The organism is Mesorhizobium terrae, assembly GCF_008727715.1.
GTDB lineage: Bacteria > Pseudomonadota > Alphaproteobacteria > Rhizobiales > Rhizobiaceae > Mesorhizobium > Mesorhizobium terrae.
On sequence record NZ_CP044218.1, the window covers coordinates 5300192 to 5320776 of the forward strand.

Genomic DNA, 20585 nt, shown 5'->3' on the forward strand with positions numbered 1-20585 from the left:
TGCCAATCAGGCTTTGGCGAGCGCCTGTTCGAGATCGGCGATGATGTCCTCGATATTCTCGATGCCGACCGACAGGCGCACCGTGTCCGGGCCGGCGCCGGCCGCCACCTTCTGCTCGTCGGAGAGCTGGCGGTGTGTGGTCGAGGCGGGGTGGATGACCAGCGACTTGGTGTCGCCGATATTTGCGAGGTGCGAGAACAGTTCCAGCCCCTCGACGAACTTGACGCCGGAATCGTAGCCGCCCTTGAGGCCGAAGGTGAACGCGGCACCGGCGCCAAGCGGCGAATAGCGCTTCTGTAGGGCGTTGTTCTTGTCAGTCGGCAAGCCGGGATAAGACACCCAGGACACTTTCGGATGCTTTGACAGCCAGGCGGCGACGGCGGCGGCGTTGTCGCAATGGCGCTGCATTCTGAGCGGCAGCGTCTCCAGCCCGGTCAGGATCAGGAAGGCGTTGAAGGGCGAGATCGCCGGGCCGAAATCGCGCAGGCCAAGCACGCGGGTGGCGATGGCGAAGGCGAAATTGCCGAAGGTTTCGTGCAGCACCAGCCCGCCATATTCGGGGCGCGGCTCGGACAGCATCGGATATTTGCCGGACTTCGACCAGTCGAAGGTGCCGCCGTCGACGATGACGCCGCCGATCGAATTGCCGTGGCCGCCGATGAACTTGGTCAGCGAATGGACGACGATGTCGGCGCCGTGCTCGATCGGCCGCATCAAATAGGGCGTGGCCAGCGTGTTGTCGACGACGAGCGGAATGCCGTGCTTGCGGGCCAGCTCGCCGAGCGCCTCGATGTCGACGAATTCGCCGTTCGGGTTGGCCAGGCTCTCGGTGAAGATGAATTTGGTCTTCTCGTCGATCTGCTTTTCGAAGGTCGAGAGATCGCTGGTGTCGCCCCAGCGCACTTCCCAGCCGAAATTCTTGAAGGCATGGCCGAACTGGTTGATCGAACCGCCGTAAAGCCGGCGCGCGGCGACGAAATTCTCGCCCGACTTGAGCAAGGTATGCGCCACCAGCAACTGCGCGGCATGGCCGGACGCCACGGCAAGTGCGGCCGTGCCGCCTTCGAGTGCGGCGACGCGCTCCTCCAGCACCGCCTGCGTCGGGTTCATGATGCGGGTGTAGATGTTGCCGAACGCCTTCAGGCCGAACAGCGAGGCGGCGTGGTCGGCATCGTCGAAGACATAGGAGGTGGTCTGGTAGATCGGCGTGGCGCGGGCGCCGGTGGCCGGATCGGGTTTGGCGCCGGCGTGAACCGCGAGCGTGTTGAAACCGGGTGCGCGCTGGCTCATCGAAAACCTCCTGAAATAGCCCCTGAAAATCGCCGGGCATTCTTGGGCGAGCGGCGCGCTGAAAGCAAAGAAGATTTTGCCCCTGGACCGCTATTTTTCGAACAGCGGGCCAACGTTTCGACGCAACCGCGAAAAAACGTTCCGGATTACTTCTGGCGCACGCCGAAACTCTGGAACCCGGAACGCATGATCGGCCTTTTGGACGACAGCACGCCGGAATTGACGCCGGTCCAGCCGATCTCGCCGGACAGGCGGCCATATTCGATCTTGGGGCAGCGGTTCATCACCACCTTGATGCCGGCGGCTTCCGCCTTGGCGGCCGCCTCGTCGTGGCGCACGCCAAGCTGCATCCAGATCACCTTGGGCAGCGGGTCGAGCGCCAGCACCTCGTCGACGATGCCGGGCACCGCCGCAGGGGCGCGGAAAATGTCGACCATGTCGATCGGCTCGGGGATGTCGGCCAGCCTGGCATAGGTCAAACGGCCGAGGATTTCCTTGCCGGCATGGCCGGGATTGATCGGGAACACCGAAAAACCCTTGGCCAGCATGTATTTCAGCACGAACCAGCTCGGCCGCACGTCGTTGGCCGAGGCGCCGACCATGGCGATGGTCTTCACCGAATTCAGGATGCCGGCGATGTAGGCGTTGTCATAGGTATCGTGTTTCATGCTGCATCCGGTGCGAAGCGGTAGTGATAGCTGTAGAGTTCGGTGTTGAAGCCCAACGCCCGGTAAACCGCAAGAGCCGGATGGTTGTCGGCCACAACCTGCAGGCAGGCCTTGTCGGCGCCGGCGCCTTGCGCCCAGTTCATCAGCGCGCCGACCGTGCGCCTGGCGAGCCCCTTGCCGCGATGATCGGGATGAGTGGCGACCGATTCGACCACCAGCATGCCATGGCAGAGTACGCCATAGGCGATGGAGGCGGTGCGCCCGCCGGCGCGCGATGAAGCGAAGGCCTTGGGCAGGCCGATCGATGCCACCATGTCGCGGAAAATCAGCGGGTCCTTGGCCAGCCGGTCGCGCAGGTCGAACCAGCTTTCGGTCGGCTCCGTGGTCACGACAGTAGCCTCGGCATCCAGCGCGGATTGGCCGGCCAGCAAGGCAAGCAGCGTGCGCGTGCTGGCCTCGATGGTGTAGCCGCGCCGGTCGAGCTCGGTGGAAATCTCGCGGGTGAAATCGGTGAGGCGAAACACCGGCATTTGGCGAAAGCCGCGATAGAAGGTCTCGACGCGGTCGATCAGACCGGCATCGCAATGGCGCTCGCCGGCAAGCGGGTTGGCTGAATTAGTGCGCCGGATGCCGCCGCCCGAACGCCTGAGCAGCCAGCCGTCGGCAAGTTGCTCGACCGCCGCCGGCCATGCCTGCCGGCACGCCTCCTCGACATGCCAGACGGTGTTGGGCCGGATATCGAGGACGGGGCTGTTTTTCATGCGGGACAAGTCGCCAGGAGATGCGAAACGAACGACACGGCCACAGCCGGCCGCTTCACTCGCCCTTCCACTCCGGCTGCCGCTTGCCGATGAAGGCGCTGATGCCTTCTTCCGCATCGCGCGCCAGCATGTTGTCCACCATCACGCGGCCAGCATAGGCATAGGCGTCTGAAAGCCCCATTTCCGCCTGACGGTAGAAGGCTTCCTTGCCGGTTTGGATGGTCAAAGGCGATTTCGAAGCAATGGTTTGCGCGTATTTGGTCACGACCTGATTCAAGTATTCGCGCGGCACGATGCGGTTGACGAGACCGAAATCCTTGGCGGTGGTGGCATCGATGGTCTCGCCGGTTAAAAGCATTTCCATCGCCTGCTTGCGCGAGACGTTGCGCGACAGCGCCACCATCGGCGTCGAGCAGAACAGGCCGATGTTGACGCCCGGCGTGCAGAAGGTCGCCTCGTGCGAGGCTATCGCCAGGTCGCAGCTTGCGACCAGTTGCAGGCCGGCGGCGGTGGCCAACCCGTCGACCGCCGCGATCACGGGCTTCGGATGATGCACGATAGTCTGCATCAGCGCCGAGCAGGCGGCGAAGGTCTTTTCGAAAAACGCCCTGCCCCGGTCGGCTTCGCCGCGATGCGCGGTGAGTTCCTTGAGATCATGCCCGGCGCAGAACACCTTGCCCGAGGCGGCCAGGATGATGACACGCACGGAACGATCGTCGCGCAGCCGGTCGAGCTCGGCCTGCAGGGCGGCCATCACCGAAAGCGACAGCGCATTGGCCGGCGGGCTCGCCAGCGTCAGCCTTGCGATGCCATTGGCCTGTTCGGCAAACACGGGCCCGGCAGGCTCGGTCTTGATGGCGACGATTTCGGCCACGCGTGATCTCCGCAATTCATTCAGTCGGCGGCGACGGCCACCATGGAACAAAAGAACTAGCACGCTGCCGGTTGAAGGAAAGGCTTCCGCCGTGCTTTCTCACCCCTGCAAGATCATAACAGGCGCCGAATAGCCACCCATGCGCCACGACAGCAAACGGACCATGCCATGCCGAAGCAGGACAATCTGAAGCCAGTGCTGACGGCGCAAGAGGTCAATGCATTGCTGAAATCAGTCTATCCGCAACTCAACAACGACCTTCAGGCCTATGAGGCGGTCGACGTCTTTCCCGGCGGCTGCACGGTCAGGCTCAACGCCGACGAAAGACACCTGCGCCCCGGCGGCACGGTGTCCGGCCCCTGCCTGTTCACGCTGGCCGACATCGGCGGTTATGTCTGCGTGCTCTCGCATGCCGGGCCGGACGCGCTGTCCGTCACCACCAATCTCAACATCAACTTCATGCGCAAGGCCGAGGCCGGGCCGATCGACGGCCATTGCCGTATCCTGAAGCTCGGCAAGAACCTGATGGTCTACGACATCGATATCGTCGCCGGCGGCCACACGATCGCGCACGCGACCGGCACCTATTCGATCCCGCCGAAGCGCTGAGCGAGGCTTTCACGCCGTAGACCTCCCCCGATTTCGAGAGAGGTGTCGCCAAAGGCGACCGAGGGGCACGACGCTTCTCCAATCAGACGTAGCGCCCCTCCGCCTAGGCCGGCACTACCTCGTCACGCCGCTCGAGCCTGAAGCCTTCCCGCGATAGCGCCGATCGAATCCTCCAGCGAACGCGGCTTTTTGCCGGACAGAAGCTCGACGGAGTCGGTGACGGCGGCGACCCAGCCCTCGGCGACGGGATGAAAGATCGCGGCCAGAAGCTCGGCATAGCCCTGCGACAACCCGTTGCGGACGGTATCCGCGACGAAGGTGCGGTCGTCGACGGAACGGTATTGGATCGTGCGTCCGAGCGCGTTCGACAACAGCGCGGCCGCCTCGACATAACCGTAGGCCTTGGAACCGGTGAGCGCGAAGGCTTTGCCGTCGTGCCGGTCGCTGGTCAGCGCGCCGGCGGCGGCGGCGGCGATGTCGCGGGCATCGATGAAGCTCGTCTTGCCCTCGCCGGCGGGAACGCGGATTTCGCCGGCCTGGACGCCAGCCGCCCAATAGGTCGCGAAATTGTCGCTGAACCAGTTGGGCCGCAGAATGACGAACGGCGCGCCGGAGCGTTCGAGCCGCAATTCCAGCTGCCGGAACGGGATGGCGTCCGAGGCATCGACACCGATCGCCGTCTGCAACACGACCTTGATGTTGCGCGTGGCGGCTGCTTCGACGACGGGGCCGAGCAGGCCGACCTGGTCGAGATAACCGGTCGGCGACACCGCATAGATGCGGTCGACGCCTTCCAGCGCCGGCTCCAGGCCGCGCGGGTCGCTGAGGTCCAGCCGCACAGCTTCGGCACCGGCGGACAGAGCAGGCGTGGCGCTGCGGCTCGCTGCCTTGACCTTCTCGCCCTTGCCGAGGAGTTCGGCCACCAGCGGCGCGCCGACATTGCCGGTGGCAGCCAGAACCAGGATTTTTCCTTTGGACATATCAAGCTCCTTGACGCTTTCTTTTGGAAAGTGGGTTTCAAACGGAAGCTTGTTAGCGACTGGATAGCTGGGTAAAAAGAGAGCACTTCGCGGTTACAAGGTGCCGCCGCCGGTATGCAGGTTACCAGCAGGAAATCGCCTTCAAGGGATGCCCGATGCGCAAATACGATGTCTATGCCGAGAATTGCCCGACAAGGCTCCTGCTCGACCACATCGCCGACAAATGGACGGCACTTGTGTTGTGGAAGATCTCGCGGGAGCCGGTGCGCTTCAACCAGTTGCGGCGCGACGTCGAGGGCATCTCGACCAAGGTGCTGTCGCAGACGCTGAAACGGCTCGGCCGCGACGGGCTGATCCTACGTGAGGTCTTCCCCACAGTGCCGGTGACGGTGGAGTATTCGATCACCCCGCTTGGCAGGACGCTTTCGGAGAAGCTCTCCACCATCACGGAATGGGCCGAAGCCAACATCGATGCGGTGCTGGCGGCGCAGGATCGCTTCGACCGAGATTGCGCCTGCGCCGACAATGCGGTCACGGCCAATGGTGCCAAACGCGGGCTCATCCAGCCCGCCGGGATGAGGTAAAATAATACCTTTTTCATAACATGCTGTTTTTGAATGAATTTTCGGCGCGATGGCCACTTTTCGCGCCTTGACGGGGGCGTCACCCTCCCCTATAAGCCCATCCAAAGCAGCGGCCCGTAAAGGCCGCCGTTTTGTTATTGACCAAGGGCTCCGGCCTCTTGCCAATAAAAGCAACAAGAAACGCCTTCTTTTGAAGGTCCCAAACGAAAGCATGTAACCATGGCAACCTTTTCGCAGAAGCCTGCGGACGTGGTGAAGAAGTGGGTGCTGATCGATGCCGAGGGTCTCGTCGTCGGCCGTCTCGCCTCCATCGTCGCCAACATCCTCCGCGGCAAGAACAAGCCCACCTTCACGCCCCATGTCGACGATGGCGACAACGTCATCATCATCAACGCCGACAAGGTCGCGTTCACCGGCAAGAAGTACACCGACAAGGTCTACTACTGGCACACCGGCCACCCCGGCGGCATCAAGGAGCGCACCGCGCGCCAGCTGCTCGAAGGCCGTTTCCCGGAGCGCGTCGTCGAGAAGGCGGTTGAACGCATGATCCCGCGCGGCCCGCTCGGCCGTCGCCAGATGAAGAACCTCCGCGTCTATGCTGGCGCCGAGCATCCGCACACCGCCCAGCAGCCTGTGACGCTCGACGTCGGCGCGCTGAACGCCAAGAACAAGAGGGCTTGATAATGGCTGAGCTTTCCTCGCTCGCAGAACTCGGCACCGTCGCGCAGACCGCGCAGCCGGCTGCTCCGGTCCACGTCCAGAAGCTCGACAAGTCGGGCCGCGCCTATGCCACCGGCAAGCGCAAGGACGCCATCGCCCGCGTCTGGGTGAAGCCCGGCTCCGGCAAGATCACTGTCAACGACAAGGAATTCGGCGCTTACTTCGCCCGTCCGGTCCTGCAGATGATCCTCAACCAGCCGATCATCGCGGCCAACCGCGCCGGCCAGTACGACATCATCGCCACCGTCACCGGCGGCGGCCTCTCCGGCCAGGCCGGTGCCGTGCGTCACGGCATCTCCAAGGCGCTGACCTATTACGAGCCGGCGCTGCGCGGCGTGCTCAAGAAGGGCGGCTTCCTGACCCGCGACAGCCGTACTGTCGAGCGTAAGAAGTACGGCAAGGCCAAGGCCCGTCGTTCGTTCCAGTTCTCGAAGCGCTAAGCGCTTTTCGGAACCGAATACGAAAAGGCCGCCTCCGGGCGGCCTTTTTTGTTTGGGCTGGTGGCTAGCCAATCACCCGGCGACACCATTGCGCCAATGCCACGACAGTTCGTCAGACAGGCGCGGACAGAGCCCTCAGCCGCAAATCGAGATAGCCCCTCACCTGTGCGACAGCCGTGTCGCGGTCGACACTGCCCGCCTCCAGGCCAAGGCGCAGCCACAGCCCATCGATCAGGGCGCTGATACCGAGGGCGATGTCCCGCGCCTGTTCAGGCGCCACAAGACGAGACAGCCCCGACATCAGGTTTGAATGCATGCGGGCATGAATGACCTTCTGGATGCGCTTCAGCTTTTCGTCGCGCGGCACCTCGGCACACAGCGACAGCCAGGCGTGACAGGTCGGCGGCTGGAACAGCTCGGGCTCGAAATTGCCGTCGATCACCGCCTCGAGCCGCTCCATGGGTGTGCGCGCGCGTTTCAGCCGCGCCACGACCGCATCGCGAAGTGCGGCGTTGGCCTCGCGCATGGTGTGCTCGAAGAGTTCCTGCTTCTTGCGGAAGTAGTGCAGGACGATGCCCTTCGAGGCACCGGCGTGGCTGGCAACCTTTTCCAGCGTCATGCCTGCCACCCCCTCCTTTTGCAGAACGGCAAAGGCTGCCTGCCGCAGTTCCTTGCGGCGGATCTCGCTGATGCGGGTGAGTCTGGCTGGACGATCATGCATGAATCGAGATTGACATTTCTGCCCCTCCAGATCAATTATTGTCCCATGGGTCAATAATCATACCAAACGGATAATGGGAGCGCTCGACATGCGGAACTTCGCCATCATCGTCTTGATCGCCTGCGGCGTCGCCACCGAGGCCCACGCCGCCGATCCCGCCGGATGCAAGGCGGTTCGCATGGCGGAACCCGGCTGGAACGACCTCGCCTTCACCACCGGCGTGGCCCATGTCCTGTTCGAAGCCCTGGGCTATGAGCCGAAGAGCGATGTGCTGGGCATCAACGTCATCTACGAAGGCATGAAGAACAACGACCTGGACGTGTTCCTCGGCTACTGGGACCCGGCCATGGTGACCTACTACAAGCCCTACAAGGAGGACGGCTCGGTCGAGACCCTGAAGCTCAACCTCGTCGGGGCGAAATACACATTCGCCGTGCCGGCCTATGTCTGGGATGCAGGGGTCCGGGATTTCAAGGATCTGCACAAATTCGCCGACAAGTTCGGCCGCAAGATGTACGGCATCGAACCCGGCTCCAACCAGCTGATGATGGATGCCATTGCCGATCCCACGCTGGAACTCGCGAGCTGGGAAGTGGTGGAGTCCAGCGAAGCCGGCATGCTCTCGGAGGTCGGCTACAAGATCAAGGAAAAGCAGTTCATCGTCTTTCAGGGCTGGGCGCCGCATCCGATGAATGTCAGCTACGACCTGCGCTATCTGACCGGAGGCGACAAGTTCTACGGCCCCGATTTGGGCGCCGCGACGGTCTCCACCCAGACCCGAAAGGGCTATGCCGCCGCCTGCCCGAACGTCACGAAATTGCTGACGAACCTGACATTCAATGTGGCGCTGGAAAATGCCGGCATGGGCTACCTCATCAATGACGGCATGGCGCCAACCGCCGCGGGCCGCAAGGCGATCGCCGCGAACCCTGCACTGCTCGAGACCTGGCTTGCCGGCGTGACCACGTTCGACGGCCAGCCGGCACTGGCCGCGGTGAAGGCGAAGCTTGGCCTATGACAGGCACTGACGCGTGGCTGGGCCGCAAGCGCTTCGTCGACGCTGGCGGTGCCCGCATCGCCTATGTCGAATTCGAGGGGGCCGGCCCGCCGCTGCTCTTGCTGCACGGTTTTACCGACAGCAGCCGCAGCTTTTCGCTCATTACCTCGCAACTGGCGGGCCGTCGCCTCATCATCGCGGACCTGCCCGGCCATGGCGGCTCGGCGCCAGGCCATGATGGCTGGACGCCAGCCGATCTCGCCCGGCAGATGTCGGCCTTCATGACCGCCCTGGACATGGAGCCGGCCGTGCTGGTCGGACATTCGCTCGGATCGATGGTCGCGATCGAACTGGCGGCAACCCGACCTGGAGCGTTCGCAGGGCTCGTCCTGCTGGCGGCAACGTTGCAGCCCGAACTCGCCGATGATCACCCGGTCGTCGTTGGGGTGAACGCGTTGCGCGACCCTATCGACCCGAACGCTCCGTTCTTCGAGCTTTGGCATCACTGCCATCCAGGCGTGCCTGAGACATTTCTGGCGCGACTGGCCGAGGAGGCCGCCGCCATGCCGGCGCACAGGTGGCGTGCCATCCTGCAGGCTCTGCGCGACTGCGACCTGACCGAACAGGCGTCGCGCATCGACATGCCGGTCCTGATCATCAGCGGCGCGGACGACGATCTGTTCAGCAAGGCGCATCACGAAGCGCTGGCGGCCGCGTTTCCTGATGCGGTGGCGATGCGTCTTGCGGATTGCGGGCACAACCCGCACTGGGATTCGCCGAAACGGGTGGCAGCGGCCATCACGCAGGCATTTCCGGCCACGGTATAGAACACCCCCTGCTGCCATGACCGAAGCCCATGGTGCTTACGCCCCGGACGATGATCTCAGTTGATGCTCGCCGTCGTCGTCGGCATTTGCGGTCGCGCCATGCCATAGGGCACGCGATAGCCGTTGGCGGTCAGCCATTCGATCGCCGCGCGCGGCTCGTCGGTCTGGATGATGGTGGCGCCGCGCTCGGCCCAGAAACCCCAGCTCTCGGCCGGCAGGCTGGCCGCCACCGCCAGTTCGTCGCCGCGCCCGCCGGCAAGAGAGCCGCCCGGCTTGTTCAGGATGGCGTAGGTGTCGGCCCACAGATGCCAGTCGCCGCGCACGGCCGCCGCCCGCACTTTTGTCGAAAACAGCGCGCCGCCGGTTTCGGTCAGCCTTTCGGCACCGTTGCGCCAGTTGATCAGCTCGATCGCATCGACGGCGAAGGCGCCGGCGACCTTGGCGACGAAAACCGGATCGCGCACGGCATCGTCGGCAACGATCGGCATGAACTGAAAACCGCGTCCCGCCGCCTTCAACGCCGCGCCCACCTCGGCGATGCGGGCGTCGTTCCAGATGTTTTCCTTGACCACGACCTCATTGGCCATGCCGAGGTCGCGCGCCTCGGCGATGATCGCCGGCAGCGCCTCGGTGCCCAGCTTGTTGTCGACATTGACCAGGATGCGGCCCCGGGTCGCCGATAGGAATTCGCGTAGCGTCGAGACGGTCTCTGGCGTGGCGACGCGGCCGGCCTCGATCACCAGCCGGCATGTCTTTATTTCGGTCAGCGTGCGTTCCGCCACCTCGCCGTTGCAGGTGGTCGTGCGGTCGAGCCAGCTGTCGTGCATGATCACCAGCACGCCGTCCTTCGAGCGACGGACATCGACCTCGACCATCTCGGCGCCAGCGGCGATTGCATCCTCGACGGCGGCCAGCGAATTTTCCGGGAACCGTGCCTTACCGGCCTGCAGCCCGCCGGAGCGATGGGCGACGACCATGACATGGTCGCGCCACTGGTTGGCGTTGTGCAGCCGCTCCAGGATCTGCGCGGCACGGCCGGTGTCGGCCGCCACCGCGGGAAAAGCCGCCAGCATCGCGGCCACCGCCGCGCCCAACCACGCCATCCGCATTGAGAATCGCTCCGTGCCGGACCAGTCGGCGCCGCAATAGCGGCCCGCCATGACGGCGCCGTGAACGAAGCCGGCTTGCGAAAGACGTGGCCAGGAACCCGCATCGCCGCCAGGCCAACAAAAAAGCCCCGCCGAAGCGGGGCTTTTTCGAATTCTCTACCGGGCGTTCAGGCGCCCTGGAAGACGATCAGTTGGCGGTCTTGGCCTTGTCCTGCTCTTCCTTGAGCTTCTTGGAGAAGTCCTGGTTGTTCTTGTTGACGAACTCCTGGAGCTTCTTCTGGCGGTCCTCGATGTCGGACTGCTGCATGGCCGGGCCGTCGAAGGCGGTGCCGAAGCCAGCCAGCGAAATCTTGATCGGGTTCGGCTGGTTCTGGAAATTGATCGAGGTCAGCGTGATCTGCTGGCCCTTCTTGAAGGACGAAACCAGTTGGTCGGTCAGCGGCACTTCGGCCACGCAGCGGTCCGGGAAGCAGATGACATAGTCAAGCTTCTGCGCCTTGCCGGCGTCGATTTGCAGGCCGATGCCGGGAGGCACCAGACGGCCGGTCGGCACGGTGACCTGGAACACCTTGCGGTTCACCTTGCCGCGCAGGTCGATCAGGCTGACGCCGGTGATCAGCTGGCCGTTGTTGGCGGTGGTGATGTTCTGCACGTTGCAGATGTCGACGTCTTCCTGCTTGGTGCAGGCCTTGAACCAACCCTGCGGGATCTGCTGCTGGGCGGATGCAGCCGGAACGCCAGCACCCAGCACACCGGCGACGCCGGCAACCATGAGCGGGAGGCGGAAAGCTTTGCTGTTCAAGCTCATCATATGATGGAATTCCTCTAACGTGATCCCCGAGCGGCCTTCGGCCCTTTGGCGTGCTACCTCTTGCCCAAATGAGGCAACAGAATGGCTTGGTCGGCGTGTTACACCGGCATTGCAGCCGAATCCAGCCCAACGACCGTATTTCTTGGCTATGACCACGGTACGGCCACAGCTCATGCTAGGTTGCGTCCCGAATCACACAATCTCGTTCGAGGATACGGCATGAGCCGCTCGTTTCCCTGGCTGACCGCCGCGTTTCTTCTGCTCGGCAGCGCACTTGCCCAGGCCGAGCCAAAACACGGCATCGCCATGCAGGGCGAGCCGGAACTGCCAGCCGGCTACACGCATTTCCCCTATGCCGACCCCGAAGCGCCGAAGGGCGGCAATGTCACCTATTGCGTGGTCGGCTCGTTCGACAATCTCAACCCGTTCATCATCAAGAGTCTGCGCACCACCGCGCGCGGCATGATCGACACGGTCTACGGAAACCTCGTCTTCGAGCCGCTGATGCAGCGCAATTACGACGAGCCGTTCGGCCTCTACGGCCTGCTAGCCGACACCGCCGATATGAGCGAGGACCGCAAGTCGATCGAATTCCACCTCGACCCCAAGGCCAAATGGTCGGACGGCCAGCCGGTGACGCCGGAAGACGTTCTGTTCAGCTACAACGTCTTCACTGAAAAGGGCCGCCCGCCCTATTCCGACCGCATGAAGAAGATCGCCAAGCTGGAGAAGACGGGCGAGCGCAGCGTGCGCTTCACCTTCAACGACCAGTCCGACCGCGAATTCCCGCTGATCATCGCGCTGACGCCGATCATCCCCAAACACGCCTTCAACAAGGACACGTTCGACCAGACCACGCTGAAGCCGCTGGTCGGCTCCGGTCCCTATACCGTGGCGCAGGTGGCGCCCGGGCAGCGCATCGTGTTCAAGCGCAACCCCGACTACTGGGGCAAGGACATCCCCTCCAAGCGCGGCTTCGACAATTTCGACCAGATCACCATCGAATATTTCCTGAACGCCAATGCCCAGCTCGAGGCGTTCAAGAAAGGCATCTGCGCCGTCAACACCGAGAGCGACCCGGTCAAGCGCGAGCGCGACATGGACTTTCCCGCCTTCAAGCGCGGCGACGTGGTGGCGGAAACCTTCAAGACCGGCATTCCGCCGGTGGTCACCGGCTTCCTGTTCAACACCAGGCTGGCGAAATTCTCCAACCCTGAGGTGCGCCGCGCGCTCGGCATGCTCTACGACTTCGAATGGGCCAACAAGAATCTGTTCAACGGCCGCTACACCCGCACCATGAGTTACTGGCAGGGGTCGGAGTTGTCGGCGCTCGGCCACCCGGCCTCCGACAAGGAAAAAGCGCTTCTGGCACCCTTCCCCGGCCGCGTGCCGCCGGACGTCATGGACGGCAGCTGGCGTCCGCCCGTCACTGACGGCTCGGGACAGGACCGCAAGGTGCTGAAGGCCGCCTTCGACCTGTTCAAGACGCAGGGCTATCACATCGAGAACGGCCAGATGCTCGACGCGCAGGGCCACCCCTTCGGCTTCGAGATCATCACCGCTTCGCAGGACGAGGAGCGGTTGGCCGCGCTCTACCAGCGCACGCTCGCCAAGATCGGCATCGCGGTGACCATCCGCGCGCTGGACGGCGACCAGATCCAGTCGCGCAAGCAGCGCTACGATTTCGAGTCGCTGATCGGGGCCAGCGGCTTCAACAATTCGCTTTCGCCCGGCATCGAGCAGACCATGCGCTGGGGTTCGGCCGCGGCCAAGGTCGACGGTTCGTTCAACCTTGCCGGCGTCGCCGACCCGGCGGTGGACGCGGCGATCAACGCCATGCTGAACGCTCACAGCAAGGAAGATTTCGTCGCCGCGGTGCGCGTGCTCGACAGGCTGCTGATCTCGGGCAACTATATGGTGCCGATGCAATACAATGCCGAGCAGTGGATCGCCTATTGGAACTACCTGGATCACCCCAAGGCGACAGCGCTGTTCGGCTACCAGTTGCCGGTGTGGTGGCGTAAGCCGAACTGAGCTGGGCCGAACTGAGTTGCCGAAAGGATCGAGGATGAGCGAGACAACCTCCCTGACCATCGATGTCGTGTCGGACGTCGTCTGCCCCTGGTGCTTCCTCGGCCAGAAACGGCTGGAGCAGGCGATCGAAGCGGTGAAGGATGTCGATGTCACGGTGCGCTGGCGACCCTTCCAGCTCGACCCGACCATTCCGGCGGAAGGCAAGGACCGCAAGGCCTATATGCAGGCGAAGTTTGGCGACGGCGACCGGCTCAAACAAATTCACGCCAACCTCGTTTCGCTCGGCGCCGCGGAAGGCATCTCTTTCGACTTCGACGCCATCAAGGTGGCACCCAACACGCTCGATGCCCATCGCGTCATCCGCTGGGCCGGGCCGGTCGGCGAGGCCGTGCAGAACCGGCTGGTGACCGGCCTGTTCGGCGCCTATTTCGAGCGCGGCGAAAACACCGGCGACCATCAGGTGCTGATCGCGGCCGCGCGCGAGGCGGGCATGGACGCCTCCGTCGTGGAAACGCTGTTGCCGACCGACGCCGATGTCGAAGCCGTGCGCACCGAGATCGCCACCGCCGCGCGCATGGGCATTACCGGTGTGCCGTGTTTCCTGATCGAGGAGCGTTATGCGGTGATGGGCGCGCAGGACACCGAAACGATCGCCGACGCGATCCGGCAGGTGGCCGCCGCCAAGGCACGCGGCGAGCTCGACAAGGCGGGGTAACCGCCCCGGCATATGAATGCCGCCGGCCAACGCGGATCACCGTGCCATATTTCTCGGCGGCCCACGCGAATCCAGGTCCCGGCCGCGCTTCCCAATGGATTCCGGGTCGGCGCTCGGCTTCGCCTCGCTTGCCCGGAATGACGACCGGATGTTCTACGCTACCAGCTTCGCCAGTTGCGTCATCACCACGGCGGAACCTGCCAGGCGCTTTTCGGCCGTCGGCCAATCGCGGATGAAGACGACACTCTGGTCCGGCCTGATCTTGGCCAGGGAGCCCTGCTCGCCGATGAAGCGCACCAGCCCGGCCGGGTTGGAGAACTCCTTCTTGCGGAACTGCACGACCACGCCCTTCGGCCCGGCATCGAGCTTCTCGACATTGGCCCGGCGGCACAGAACCTTGATGAAGACGATCTTCAGCAGGTGCTTCACCTCTTCCGGCAACGGGCCGAAACGGTCGATCAGCTCGGCGCCGAAACCGTCGATCTCCTCGGTGGTCTCAAGGTCGCCGAGGCGGCGGTAGAGCGCCAGCCTGAGCTGCAAGTCCGGCACATAGCTTTCCGGGATCATCACGGCGGTGCCGACGGTGATCTGCGGCGACCAGCCGGTGTCGGCCACCTCGCCGCTGTCCTTCACCTCGGCCACCGCCTCCTCCAGCATCTGCTGGTAGAGTTCGAAGCCGACCTCCTTGATGTGGCCGGACTGCTCTTCGCCGAGCAGATTGCCGGCGCCGCGGATGTCGAGGTCGTGGCTGGCGAGCTGGAAGCCGGCGCCGAGCGTGTCCAGCGACTGCAGCACCTTCAGGCGGCGGTCGGCGGTGTCGGTCAGCTTCTTGTTCGCGGGCAGCGAGAACAGCGCATAGGCGCGCACCTTGGAGCGGCCGACACGGCCCCGGAGCTGGTAGAGCTGCGCCAGGCCGAACATGTCGGCCCGGTGCACGATCAGCGTGTTGGCGGTCGGGATGTCGAGGCCGGATTCCACGATGGTGGTGGAGAGCAGCACGTCGTACTGGCCATCGTAGAAGGCGTTCATGATGTCGTCGAGTTCGCCGGGCGGCATCTGGCCGTGGGCGACGGCCACCTTCAGTTCCGGCACCTCAGCCTTGAGGAAATCCTGGATTTCCGACAGATCCGAAATGCGCGGCACGACGTAGAAAGAATGGCCGCCGCGATAACGCTCGCGCAGCAGCGTCTCGCGGATGACCAGCGGGTCGAAGGGCGAGATGAAAGTGCGCACCGCCATGCGGTCGACCGGCGGCGTGGCGATCAGCGACAGTTCGCGCACCCCGGTCAGCGCCAGTTGCAGCGTGCGCGGAATGGGCGTCGCCGACAGCGTCAGCACATGCACATCGCTCTTCAGTTCCTTCAGGCGTTCCTTGTGCTTGACGCCGAAATGCTGCTCCTCGTCGACGATCAAAAGACCGAGGCTCTTGAAGGAGATTGCCGAGCCGAGCAGCGCATGGGTGCCAACGACGATGTCGACGGTGCCGTCGGCGATGCCCTTCTTGGTCTCGGCCAGTTCCTTGGCGCCGACCAGCCGCGAGGCCTGGCGCATCTTGACCGGCAGGCCGGAGAAGCGCTGCGAGAAGGTCTTGAAATGCTGGCGCGACAGAAGCGTGGTCGGCACCACCACCGCCACCTGGAAACCTTCCATGGCGGCGATGAAGGCGGCGCGCAGCGCCACCTCGGTCTTGCCGAAGCCGACGTCGCCGCAGATGAGGCGATCCATCGGGCGGCCGGCGGACAAATCCTCGGTGACGGCGTCGATGGCCGACTGCTGGTCGTCGGTCTCCTCATAGGGGAAGCGCGCGGCGAACTCGTCATAGAGCCCGTCGGCCGGAACCATGGCGGGCGCGGCGCGCATCTGGCGCTCGGCGGCGATGCGGATCAACTGGCCAGCCATGTCGAGCAGGCGGCGCTTCAGCTTCGCCTTGCGCGCCTGCCAGGCGCCGCCGCCCAACTTGTCGAGCGTGGCTTCCGCCGAATCCGAGCCGTAGCGCGACAGAAGCTCGATGTTCTCGACCGGCAGGAACAGCCGGTCGTCGCCGGCATAGCGGATTTCGAGGCAGTCGTGCGGGGCGCCGGCGGCCTCGATGGTCTTCAGGCCGACGAAGCGGCCGATGCCGTGGTCGGCATGGACGACGATATCGCCATGCGACAGCGAAGCGGCCTCGGCGATGAAATCGGCGGCGCGCTTCTTGCGCTTGGAGCGCCGCACCAGGCGGTCGCCCAGAATGTCCTGCTCCGCGACGACGACGAGCGCGTCGGTCTCGAAGCCGGTCTCCAGCGGCAGCACGGCGAGAGCCGCCTCGCCCGGCGCCAGTTTTTCAACCTCGGCCAGCGACGCGACCGGCTTGAAATTGCCGAGATGATGTTCGGCCAGGATCTGGCCGAGACGGTCGAGCGAGCCTTCGGTCCAGCCGGCGACGACGACGCGGCGTTTGGCGGCGCGTTCCTCGGCGATGTGCTTGACCGCCACGTCGAAGACATTGGCGTTGGGGTCGGCACGCTCCTCGGCGAAAGAGCGGCCGGCGCGCGAGCCGGCGTGGAATACCTTGCGGCCGCCGGCGTCCGGCGCGTCGAAAGGCGTGAACTCGATCGCCTCGCGTTCGCCGGTCGCGGCCTTCACATCGTCGGGCGCCAGATACATCAGCCCCGGCGCCACCGGCTTATAGGGAACCGCGTCCTTCAGCGCCGCGTCGGCCTGCTTGCGGCGTGCCTCGTAGTGATCGACGATCAGGTCGTGCCGCTCGCTCAGCGCTTCGTGCGCAAGGTGATCGAACACCACCGGCGCGTCTGGCAGGTAGTCGAAGACCGTTTCCAGCCGCTCGTAGAAGAACGGCAGCCAGTGCTCCATGCCGGCGAAACGACGTCCCTCCGAGACCGCCGCGTAAAGCCCGTCGTCGCGCGACGGGGCGCCGAAAGCTTCGATGTAGGAACGGCGGAAGCGGCTGATGGTTTCCGGCGTCAGCGCCACCTCGCTCATCGCCTGCAGCGACATCGACTTGCGCTGGCCGCTGGTGCGCTGGCTGGCGACATCGAAGCTGCGGATCGATTCCAGCGTGTCGCCGAAGAAATCGAGGCGCAGCCCTTCGCTCCAGCCCGGCGCGTAGAGGTCAAGAATACCGCCGCGAACCGCGAATTCGCCGACATCGCGCACCGTCGGCACGCGCTCGAAGCCGGAATTCTCCAGCCGCGAGATCAGCTTGTTCATGTCGACCTGGTTGCCGGGACGGGCATGGAAGGTCTGGGCTTCCAGCAGTTCGGCCGGCGGCATGCGCTGCAACAGGGCGTTGACGGTGGTGAGCACGATGGCACGGTGCGGTTTGCGCGCCAGAGCAACCATCGCCGCCAGTGCATCCAGCCGGCGCGCGGCGGCGTCGGAGCCGGGCGAGACGCGATCATAGGGCAAACAGTCCCAGGCCGGCAGTTCGAGCACCGGCAGGCCGGGCGCGGCGAAGGCAAGCGCCTCGACGATGGTCGGCAGGCGTTGACCGTCGCGGGCCACGAACAGCACCGGGCCGTCGGGCGCGATCTCGCTCGCCGCCTGCACCAGCGCGAAGGCCTCGAAGCCGTCGGCGACGCCGTCGACGATAAGGGAAGTAGCGCGGCCCTTCGGCAGACCGATTTTGGGGATCAGAACCATGGTCGTTTCAATGTCGGGCTTAGAATTCGATCGTTTGGCGCGACGCCAGGATCTTTTGCAGGATCGGCAATCCGGTATCGGCCGGCACCGGCTCGCCACCGGTCAGCCAGGGCATCAGCACCGTATCGGAGATTTCGAGGAGCCTTTCATATTGGTCAATCTCGTCGGCGGTCAAGGCGGCGATCTCGCGCTCCGCGAAGTTGCCGAGAATCAGGTCCACCTCAAGCATGCCGCGATGCCAGGAACGGAACAGAAGTTTCTTGCGGCGCGGGTCCAGATGCTCGTTCGTCCGCTCTGCATTCAATGCTGTCGTTGCGGTCATGGTGGCGGCGTCCCTCACTGGCAGGGGCGATATAGCGTGGATAGGAGGCGGTGTCAGCCTCGCAACGCCTGACCGCGTACGGCTCATGCCAGCAACTGCCCAATCGGCCGCTTGGCAGGCCGACTGTGACCGCGCTCACAGTCGTGCCGGCGATTTTCTGGTCATCTGCGCCAGCAAATCAGCCGCATCCGTCTCACAGCAACAGGGAGTATGAACATGGTCAAGGCAACCACCATCAAGACACCCAGTAAGACCGCTGTTTCCAGCTTGAAAAGCACAGACGTCAAGTTCGGCGACAGTTTTATCAGCGACCCGTCCAAGGCCCTGAAGGCCAAGGGCCTGGTCATTTCCGACGCCGAGGCATCACGGCTTTCACGCGAAGTCGAAAAGCTGAGAGCGCGCCCCGGTGGCGGCTTGGCGGGGTCGGCGGCCGCTGAAACCGAAGTCACCGTGTCGGTCGGCGTCAAGTTCTGACCGACGCTTAAGCCTGGCCGGCGAAATTCCGGCCAGGTCAAGAGAACCCGGCATCCGTCCGTCGTCCCAAGCCTTCCGCGCCGCCAGCCGGTGCGGAAGGCTTCGCCAAAAACCGCGCAGGTGCACAATGTTCGACGCTGACTATAGAATGGCCGACATCCTGGTGATCGTGCCGCCCTTCGCCAGCCCCGACCGGCCGGCACTCGGGCCCCATGTGATCGCGGCGCGCGCCGAACAGGCCGGCTACCGGGCAAAGGTTCTCTACGCCAACCTCTCTTTTGCCGGCCGCATCGGGGTGCGGCGCTACCAGAAACTTTGCGGAACGCCCACCGGGCTCCTGATCGGGGAGCGGATCTTTGCCCGTGCCATGTTCGGAGCGCGGGCGGACCGCCGCATGGAACCCGAGGTCGAACGCGCCATCGCCGACGCGACCGGTCCGTCGGTCGTCACGCTCGACTGGCTGCAGAATGCGGCCGAGCAATGGACCGATGCCTTTGCCGACAATCTGGCGAAGATGCCGGCGCGGATCGTCGGCTTCAGCACCGTCTTCGAGCAGACGCTGGCGGCACTATCGATCGCTAAGCGAACCAAGGCGGCCGCGCCGGACAAAATCTTCCTGCTCGGCGGCGCCAATGTCGACGGCATCATGTCGGAAGGCATCCAGCCGCTCGCAGGCTCGATCGACCACATCTTCTCGGGCGAGAGCGATGTCACCTTCGTGAATTTCCTCGACGGCCTGCATGAGGCGAAGCCGACCCCGGACAGGATCATCCGGGGCGAGCCGCTGGAAGCGCTCGATGAATCGCCGACGCCCGACTATGACGACTATTTCACGCAGCTGGCGCAGACCGTGGGCTGCGACATCCATCCCGACGGGTTGCGCCCCGAAGAAATCTGGCTGCCCTACGAAACCAGCCGCGGCTGCTGGTGGGGGGCGAAGCAGCATTGCACCTTCTGCGGCCTCAACGCGAACGGCATGCAGCACCGCCAGAAGTCGGCCGAGAAGGCATTCAGCGAGCTCACCGAACTGGTCGCCCGGCACAAGGCGACGCGGATCATGATGGTCGACAACATCATGCCCCATTCCTATTTCTCGACCCTTTTGCCGGAGCTGGCCAAGGCCGAGAACAAGGTCGGCATCTTCTACGAGCAGAAGGCCAATCTTTCCTTCCAGAAGATGAAACTGCTGAAGTCGGCGGGGGTCGAGCGCATCCAGCCCGGCATCGAATCGCTTGCGACCTCGGTGCTGAAACTGATGCGCAAGGGCAGCACACTCAAGATCAACCTCGACTGCCTGCGTTTTGCCCGTGCGCTGGGCATTGAGGCGGCATGGAACCTGCTGACCGATTTCCCCGGCGACGAGGACGCCGCTTATGAAGCGACCGCCAAGCTGATCCCGCTGCTCCAACACCTGCAGCCGCCGGTAGGGGTCGGCCAGCTCAGCATCGAACGGTTCAGTCCGTATTTCGACAAGCGGGACGACTACAAGATCACCAATGTCCGTCCCATACCGGCCTACGGGCTGGCCTTCCCGGCGATCGAACGCGCCGACGACATGGCCTATCATTTCATCGGCGACTACGATTCCAGCCTGAGGCGAAGACCCGACCTTGCCCGGCGTCTGGGCGACGGCGTCGCGGCCTGGAAGGCGGCGTGGGCGCCGGACCGCACCATGCCGGTTTTGTGCGTTCTCGACCTGTCGCCCGGCCGTTATTTGATGATCGACACCCGCGCCTGCGCCCATGTCGACGCCGAAATCCTCAACGAGGCAACCATGGCGGCTTATCTCTCCGGGATCGGAGAGGACGCCGTTTTGAAGCGCGCACTGGATTGGGGCTATCTGCACGACGACCACGGGCTGCTGTTGCCGCTGGCAACCGCGTCCGAAAATCTGTTGGAGCGGTTTGAAACGCGGGCCGGCGCGGGCAGATGCGACCCAGCTTCGGCTGGTCCGACGCAGACAGGGTTCGTGATGCCCAAGGGAGCGACAGCACCATGATAGAACCC

20 protein-coding genes are annotated in these 20585 nt (G+C 64.3%); 10 read left to right on the forward strand and 10 right to left on the reverse strand.

The features are described from left to right. Nucleotides 1-6 precede the first annotated feature (6 nt). The 4 genes from FZF13_RS26715 to FZF13_RS26730 form a co-directional block, all read right to left on the reverse strand. Complete coding sequence (locus tag FZF13_RS26715) at nucleotides 7-1290, reverse strand: O-acetylhomoserine aminocarboxypropyltransferase (protein ID WP_024923844.1); 1284 nt, start codon at nucleotides 1288-1290, stop codon at nucleotides 7-9. Between the two features lie 146 nt (nucleotides 1291-1436). Next, entirely contained in the window at nucleotides 1437-1958 is a 522-nt protein-coding gene (locus FZF13_RS26720; RefSeq protein ID WP_024923845.1) for a CoA-binding protein, read from the reverse strand. Further along, nucleotides 1955-2719, reverse strand: a complete 765-nt coding sequence (locus FZF13_RS26725) for a GNAT family N-acetyltransferase (protein ID WP_024923846.1) — start codon at nucleotides 2717-2719, stop codon at nucleotides 1955-1957. The genes FZF13_RS26720 and FZF13_RS26725 overlap by 4 nt, the downstream gene beginning before the upstream one ends. A 55-nt stretch (nucleotides 2720-2774) precedes the next feature. Next, complete coding sequence (locus tag FZF13_RS26730; RefSeq protein WP_024923847.1) at nucleotides 2775-3593, reverse strand: enoyl-CoA hydratase; 819 nt, start codon at nucleotides 3591-3593, stop codon at nucleotides 2775-2777. Between the two features lie 168 nt (nucleotides 3594-3761). Between FZF13_RS26730 and FZF13_RS26735 the strand changes: the two genes are divergently transcribed. Beyond that, complete coding sequence (locus FZF13_RS26735; protein ID WP_024923848.1) at nucleotides 3762-4202, forward strand: PaaI family thioesterase; 441 nt, start codon at nucleotides 3762-3764, stop codon at nucleotides 4200-4202. Nucleotides 4203-4324: 122 nt separating this feature from the next. Here FZF13_RS26735 and FZF13_RS26740 read toward each other — a convergent pair whose 3' ends face one another. Beyond that, nucleotides 4325-5182 carry an NAD(P)H-binding protein gene (locus FZF13_RS26740; protein ID WP_024923849.1) on the reverse strand — a complete coding sequence of 286 codons (858 nt, stop codon included), beginning with the start codon at nucleotides 5180-5182 and terminating at the stop codon, nucleotides 4325-4327. Between the two features lie 155 nt (nucleotides 5183-5337). On the opposite strand from FZF13_RS26740, the gene FZF13_RS26745 reads away from it, so the two are divergent. The 3 genes from FZF13_RS26745 to rpsI all read left to right on the forward strand — a co-directional run bounded on the left by FZF13_RS26745 (nucleotide 5338) and on the right by rpsI (nucleotide 6926). Further along, nucleotides 5338-5766, forward strand: a complete 429-nt coding sequence (locus FZF13_RS26745) for a winged helix-turn-helix transcriptional regulator (protein WP_024923850.1) — start codon at nucleotides 5338-5340, stop codon at nucleotides 5764-5766. 219 nt (nucleotides 5767-5985) lie between these two features. Then, nucleotides 5986-6447 (forward strand): 50S ribosomal protein L13, encoded by a 462-nt coding sequence (rplM, locus tag FZF13_RS26750; protein ID WP_024923851.1) that lies wholly within the window; start codon nucleotides 5986-5988, stop codon nucleotides 6445-6447. A 2-nt stretch (nucleotides 6448-6449) separates the two neighbouring features. Continuing rightward, nucleotides 6450-6926, forward strand: a complete 477-nt coding sequence (rpsI, locus tag FZF13_RS26755; protein ID WP_024923852.1) for a 30S ribosomal protein S9 — start codon at nucleotides 6450-6452, stop codon at nucleotides 6924-6926. Nucleotides 6927-7038: 112 nt separating this feature from the next. Here rpsI and betI read toward each other — a convergent pair whose 3' ends face one another. After that, nucleotides 7039-7647, reverse strand: coding sequence for a choline-binding transcriptional repressor BetI (gene betI / locus FZF13_RS26760; protein ID WP_024923853.1), 609 nt, complete (start codon nucleotides 7645-7647; stop codon nucleotides 7039-7041). Between the two features lie 88 nt (nucleotides 7648-7735). On the opposite strand from betI, the gene choX reads away from it, so the two are divergent. After that, nucleotides 7736-8665, forward strand: a complete 930-nt coding sequence (gene choX / locus FZF13_RS26765; protein WP_024923854.1) for a choline ABC transporter substrate-binding protein — start codon at nucleotides 7736-7738, stop codon at nucleotides 8663-8665. Next, on the forward strand, nucleotides 8662-9471 hold the full coding sequence (locus FZF13_RS26770) for an alpha/beta fold hydrolase (RefSeq protein ID WP_024923855.1): 810 nt from the start codon (nucleotides 8662-8664) through the stop codon (nucleotides 9469-9471). Before choX ends, FZF13_RS26770 begins: the two co-directional genes overlap by 4 nt. A 56-nt stretch (nucleotides 9472-9527) precedes the next feature. Here FZF13_RS26770 and FZF13_RS26775 read toward each other — a convergent pair whose 3' ends face one another. Next, nucleotides 9528-10580: a glycerophosphodiester phosphodiesterase family protein gene (locus FZF13_RS26775; protein WP_024923856.1), complete on the reverse strand. Its 1053-nt coding sequence runs from the start codon at nucleotides 10578-10580 to the stop codon at nucleotides 9528-9530. Nucleotides 10581-10767: 187 nt separating this feature from the next. After that, nucleotides 10768-11391 (reverse strand): invasion associated locus B family protein, encoded by a 624-nt coding sequence (locus tag FZF13_RS26780; RefSeq protein ID WP_024923857.1) that lies wholly within the window; start codon nucleotides 11389-11391, stop codon nucleotides 10768-10770. A gap of 219 nt (nucleotides 11392-11610) precedes the next feature. Here FZF13_RS26780 and FZF13_RS26785 point away from each other — a divergent pair, with 219 nt between their 5' ends. Both FZF13_RS26785 and FZF13_RS26790 read left to right on the forward strand, forming a co-directional pair. Continuing rightward, complete coding sequence (locus tag FZF13_RS26785) at nucleotides 11611-13425, forward strand: extracellular solute-binding protein (RefSeq protein ID WP_024923858.1); 1815 nt, start codon at nucleotides 11611-11613, stop codon at nucleotides 13423-13425. A gap of 34 nt (nucleotides 13426-13459) precedes the next feature. After that, nucleotides 13460-14140: a DsbA family oxidoreductase gene (locus tag FZF13_RS26790; RefSeq protein ID WP_024923859.1), complete on the forward strand. Its 681-nt coding sequence runs from the start codon at nucleotides 13460-13462 to the stop codon at nucleotides 14138-14140. Nucleotides 14141-14293: 153 nt separating this feature from the next. On the opposite strand, the gene mfd is transcribed toward FZF13_RS26790, so the two are convergent. Both mfd and FZF13_RS26800 read right to left on the reverse strand, forming a co-directional pair. Further along, the gene (gene mfd, locus FZF13_RS26795) at nucleotides 14294-17782 is read right to left on the reverse strand and encodes a transcription-repair coupling factor (protein WP_024923860.1); all 3489 of its coding nucleotides are present in this window, start codon (nucleotides 17780-17782) and stop codon (nucleotides 14294-14296) included. 19 nt (nucleotides 17783-17801) lie between these two features. Continuing rightward, a complete protein-coding gene (locus FZF13_RS26800) occupies nucleotides 17802-18104 on the reverse strand; it encodes an FAD assembly factor SdhE (RefSeq protein ID WP_024923861.1) in 303 nt (100 codons plus the stop codon). Between the two features lie 216 nt (nucleotides 18105-18320). Here FZF13_RS26800 and FZF13_RS26805 point away from each other — a divergent pair, with 216 nt between their 5' ends. Together FZF13_RS26805 and FZF13_RS26810 are read left to right on the forward strand one after the other, a co-directional pair. Continuing rightward, on the forward strand, nucleotides 18321-18578 hold the full coding sequence (locus FZF13_RS26805) for a hypothetical protein (protein WP_137900408.1): 258 nt from the start codon (nucleotides 18321-18323) through the stop codon (nucleotides 18576-18578). Between the two features lie 127 nt (nucleotides 18579-18705). Next, entirely contained in the window at nucleotides 18706-20577 is a 1872-nt protein-coding gene (locus FZF13_RS26810; RefSeq protein WP_024923863.1) for a RiPP maturation radical SAM C-methyltransferase, read from the forward strand. Nucleotides 20578-20585 lie beyond the last annotated feature (8 nt).

Coding starts and splice junctions, on each gene's coding strand:
- FZF13_RS26805 (WP_137900408.1), top strand. CDS start 18,321: ATGGTCAAGGCAACCACCATCAAGACACCCAGTAAGACCGCTGTTTCC.
- FZF13_RS26780 (WP_024923857.1), bottom strand. CDS start 11,391: ATGATGAGCTTGAACAGCAAAGCTTTCCGCCTCCCGCTCATGGTTGCC.
- rpsI (WP_024923852.1), top strand. CDS start 6,450: ATGGCTGAGCTTTCCTCGCTCGCAGAACTCGGCACCGTCGCGCAGACC.
- mfd (WP_024923860.1), bottom strand. CDS start 17,782: ATGGTTCTGATCCCCAAAATCGGTCTGCCGAAGGGCCGCGCTACTTCC.
- FZF13_RS26725 (WP_024923846.1), bottom strand. CDS start 2,719: ATGAAAAACAGCCCCGTCCTCGATATCCGGCCCAACACCGTCTGGCAT.
- choX (WP_024923854.1), top strand. CDS start 7,736: ATGCGGAACTTCGCCATCATCGTCTTGATCGCCTGCGGCGTCGCCACC.
- FZF13_RS26735 (WP_024923848.1), top strand. CDS start 3,762: ATGCCGAAGCAGGACAATCTGAAGCCAGTGCTGACGGCGCAAGAGGTC.
- FZF13_RS26800 (WP_024923861.1), bottom strand. CDS start 18,104: ATGACCGCAACGACAGCATTGAATGCAGAGCGGACGAACGAGCATCTG.
- betI (WP_024923853.1), bottom strand. CDS start 7,647: ATGCATGATCGTCCAGCCAGACTCACCCGCATCAGCGAGATCCGCCGC.
- FZF13_RS26775 (WP_024923856.1), bottom strand. CDS start 10,580: ATGCGGATGGCGTGGTTGGGCGCGGCGGTGGCCGCGATGCTGGCGGCT.
- FZF13_RS26790 (WP_024923859.1), top strand. CDS start 13,460: ATGAGCGAGACAACCTCCCTGACCATCGATGTCGTGTCGGACGTCGTC.
- FZF13_RS26810 (WP_024923863.1), top strand. CDS start 18,706: ATGTTCGACGCTGACTATAGAATGGCCGACATCCTGGTGATCGTGCCG.
- FZF13_RS26785 (WP_024923858.1), top strand. CDS start 11,611: ATGAGCCGCTCGTTTCCCTGGCTGACCGCCGCGTTTCTTCTGCTCGGC.
- rplM (WP_024923851.1), top strand. CDS start 5,986: ATGGCAACCTTTTCGCAGAAGCCTGCGGACGTGGTGAAGAAGTGGGTG.
- FZF13_RS26720 (WP_024923845.1), bottom strand. CDS start 1,958: ATGAAACACGATACCTATGACAACGCCTACATCGCCGGCATCCTGAAT.
- FZF13_RS26740 (WP_024923849.1), bottom strand. CDS start 5,182: ATGTCCAAAGGAAAAATCCTGGTTCTGGCTGCCACCGGCAATGTCGGC.
- FZF13_RS26715 (WP_024923844.1), bottom strand. CDS start 1,290: ATGAGCCAGCGCGCACCCGGTTTCAACACGCTCGCGGTTCACGCCGGC.
- FZF13_RS26745 (WP_024923850.1), top strand. CDS start 5,338: ATGCGCAAATACGATGTCTATGCCGAGAATTGCCCGACAAGGCTCCTG.
- FZF13_RS26770 (WP_024923855.1), top strand. CDS start 8,662: ATGACAGGCACTGACGCGTGGCTGGGCCGCAAGCGCTTCGTCGACGCT.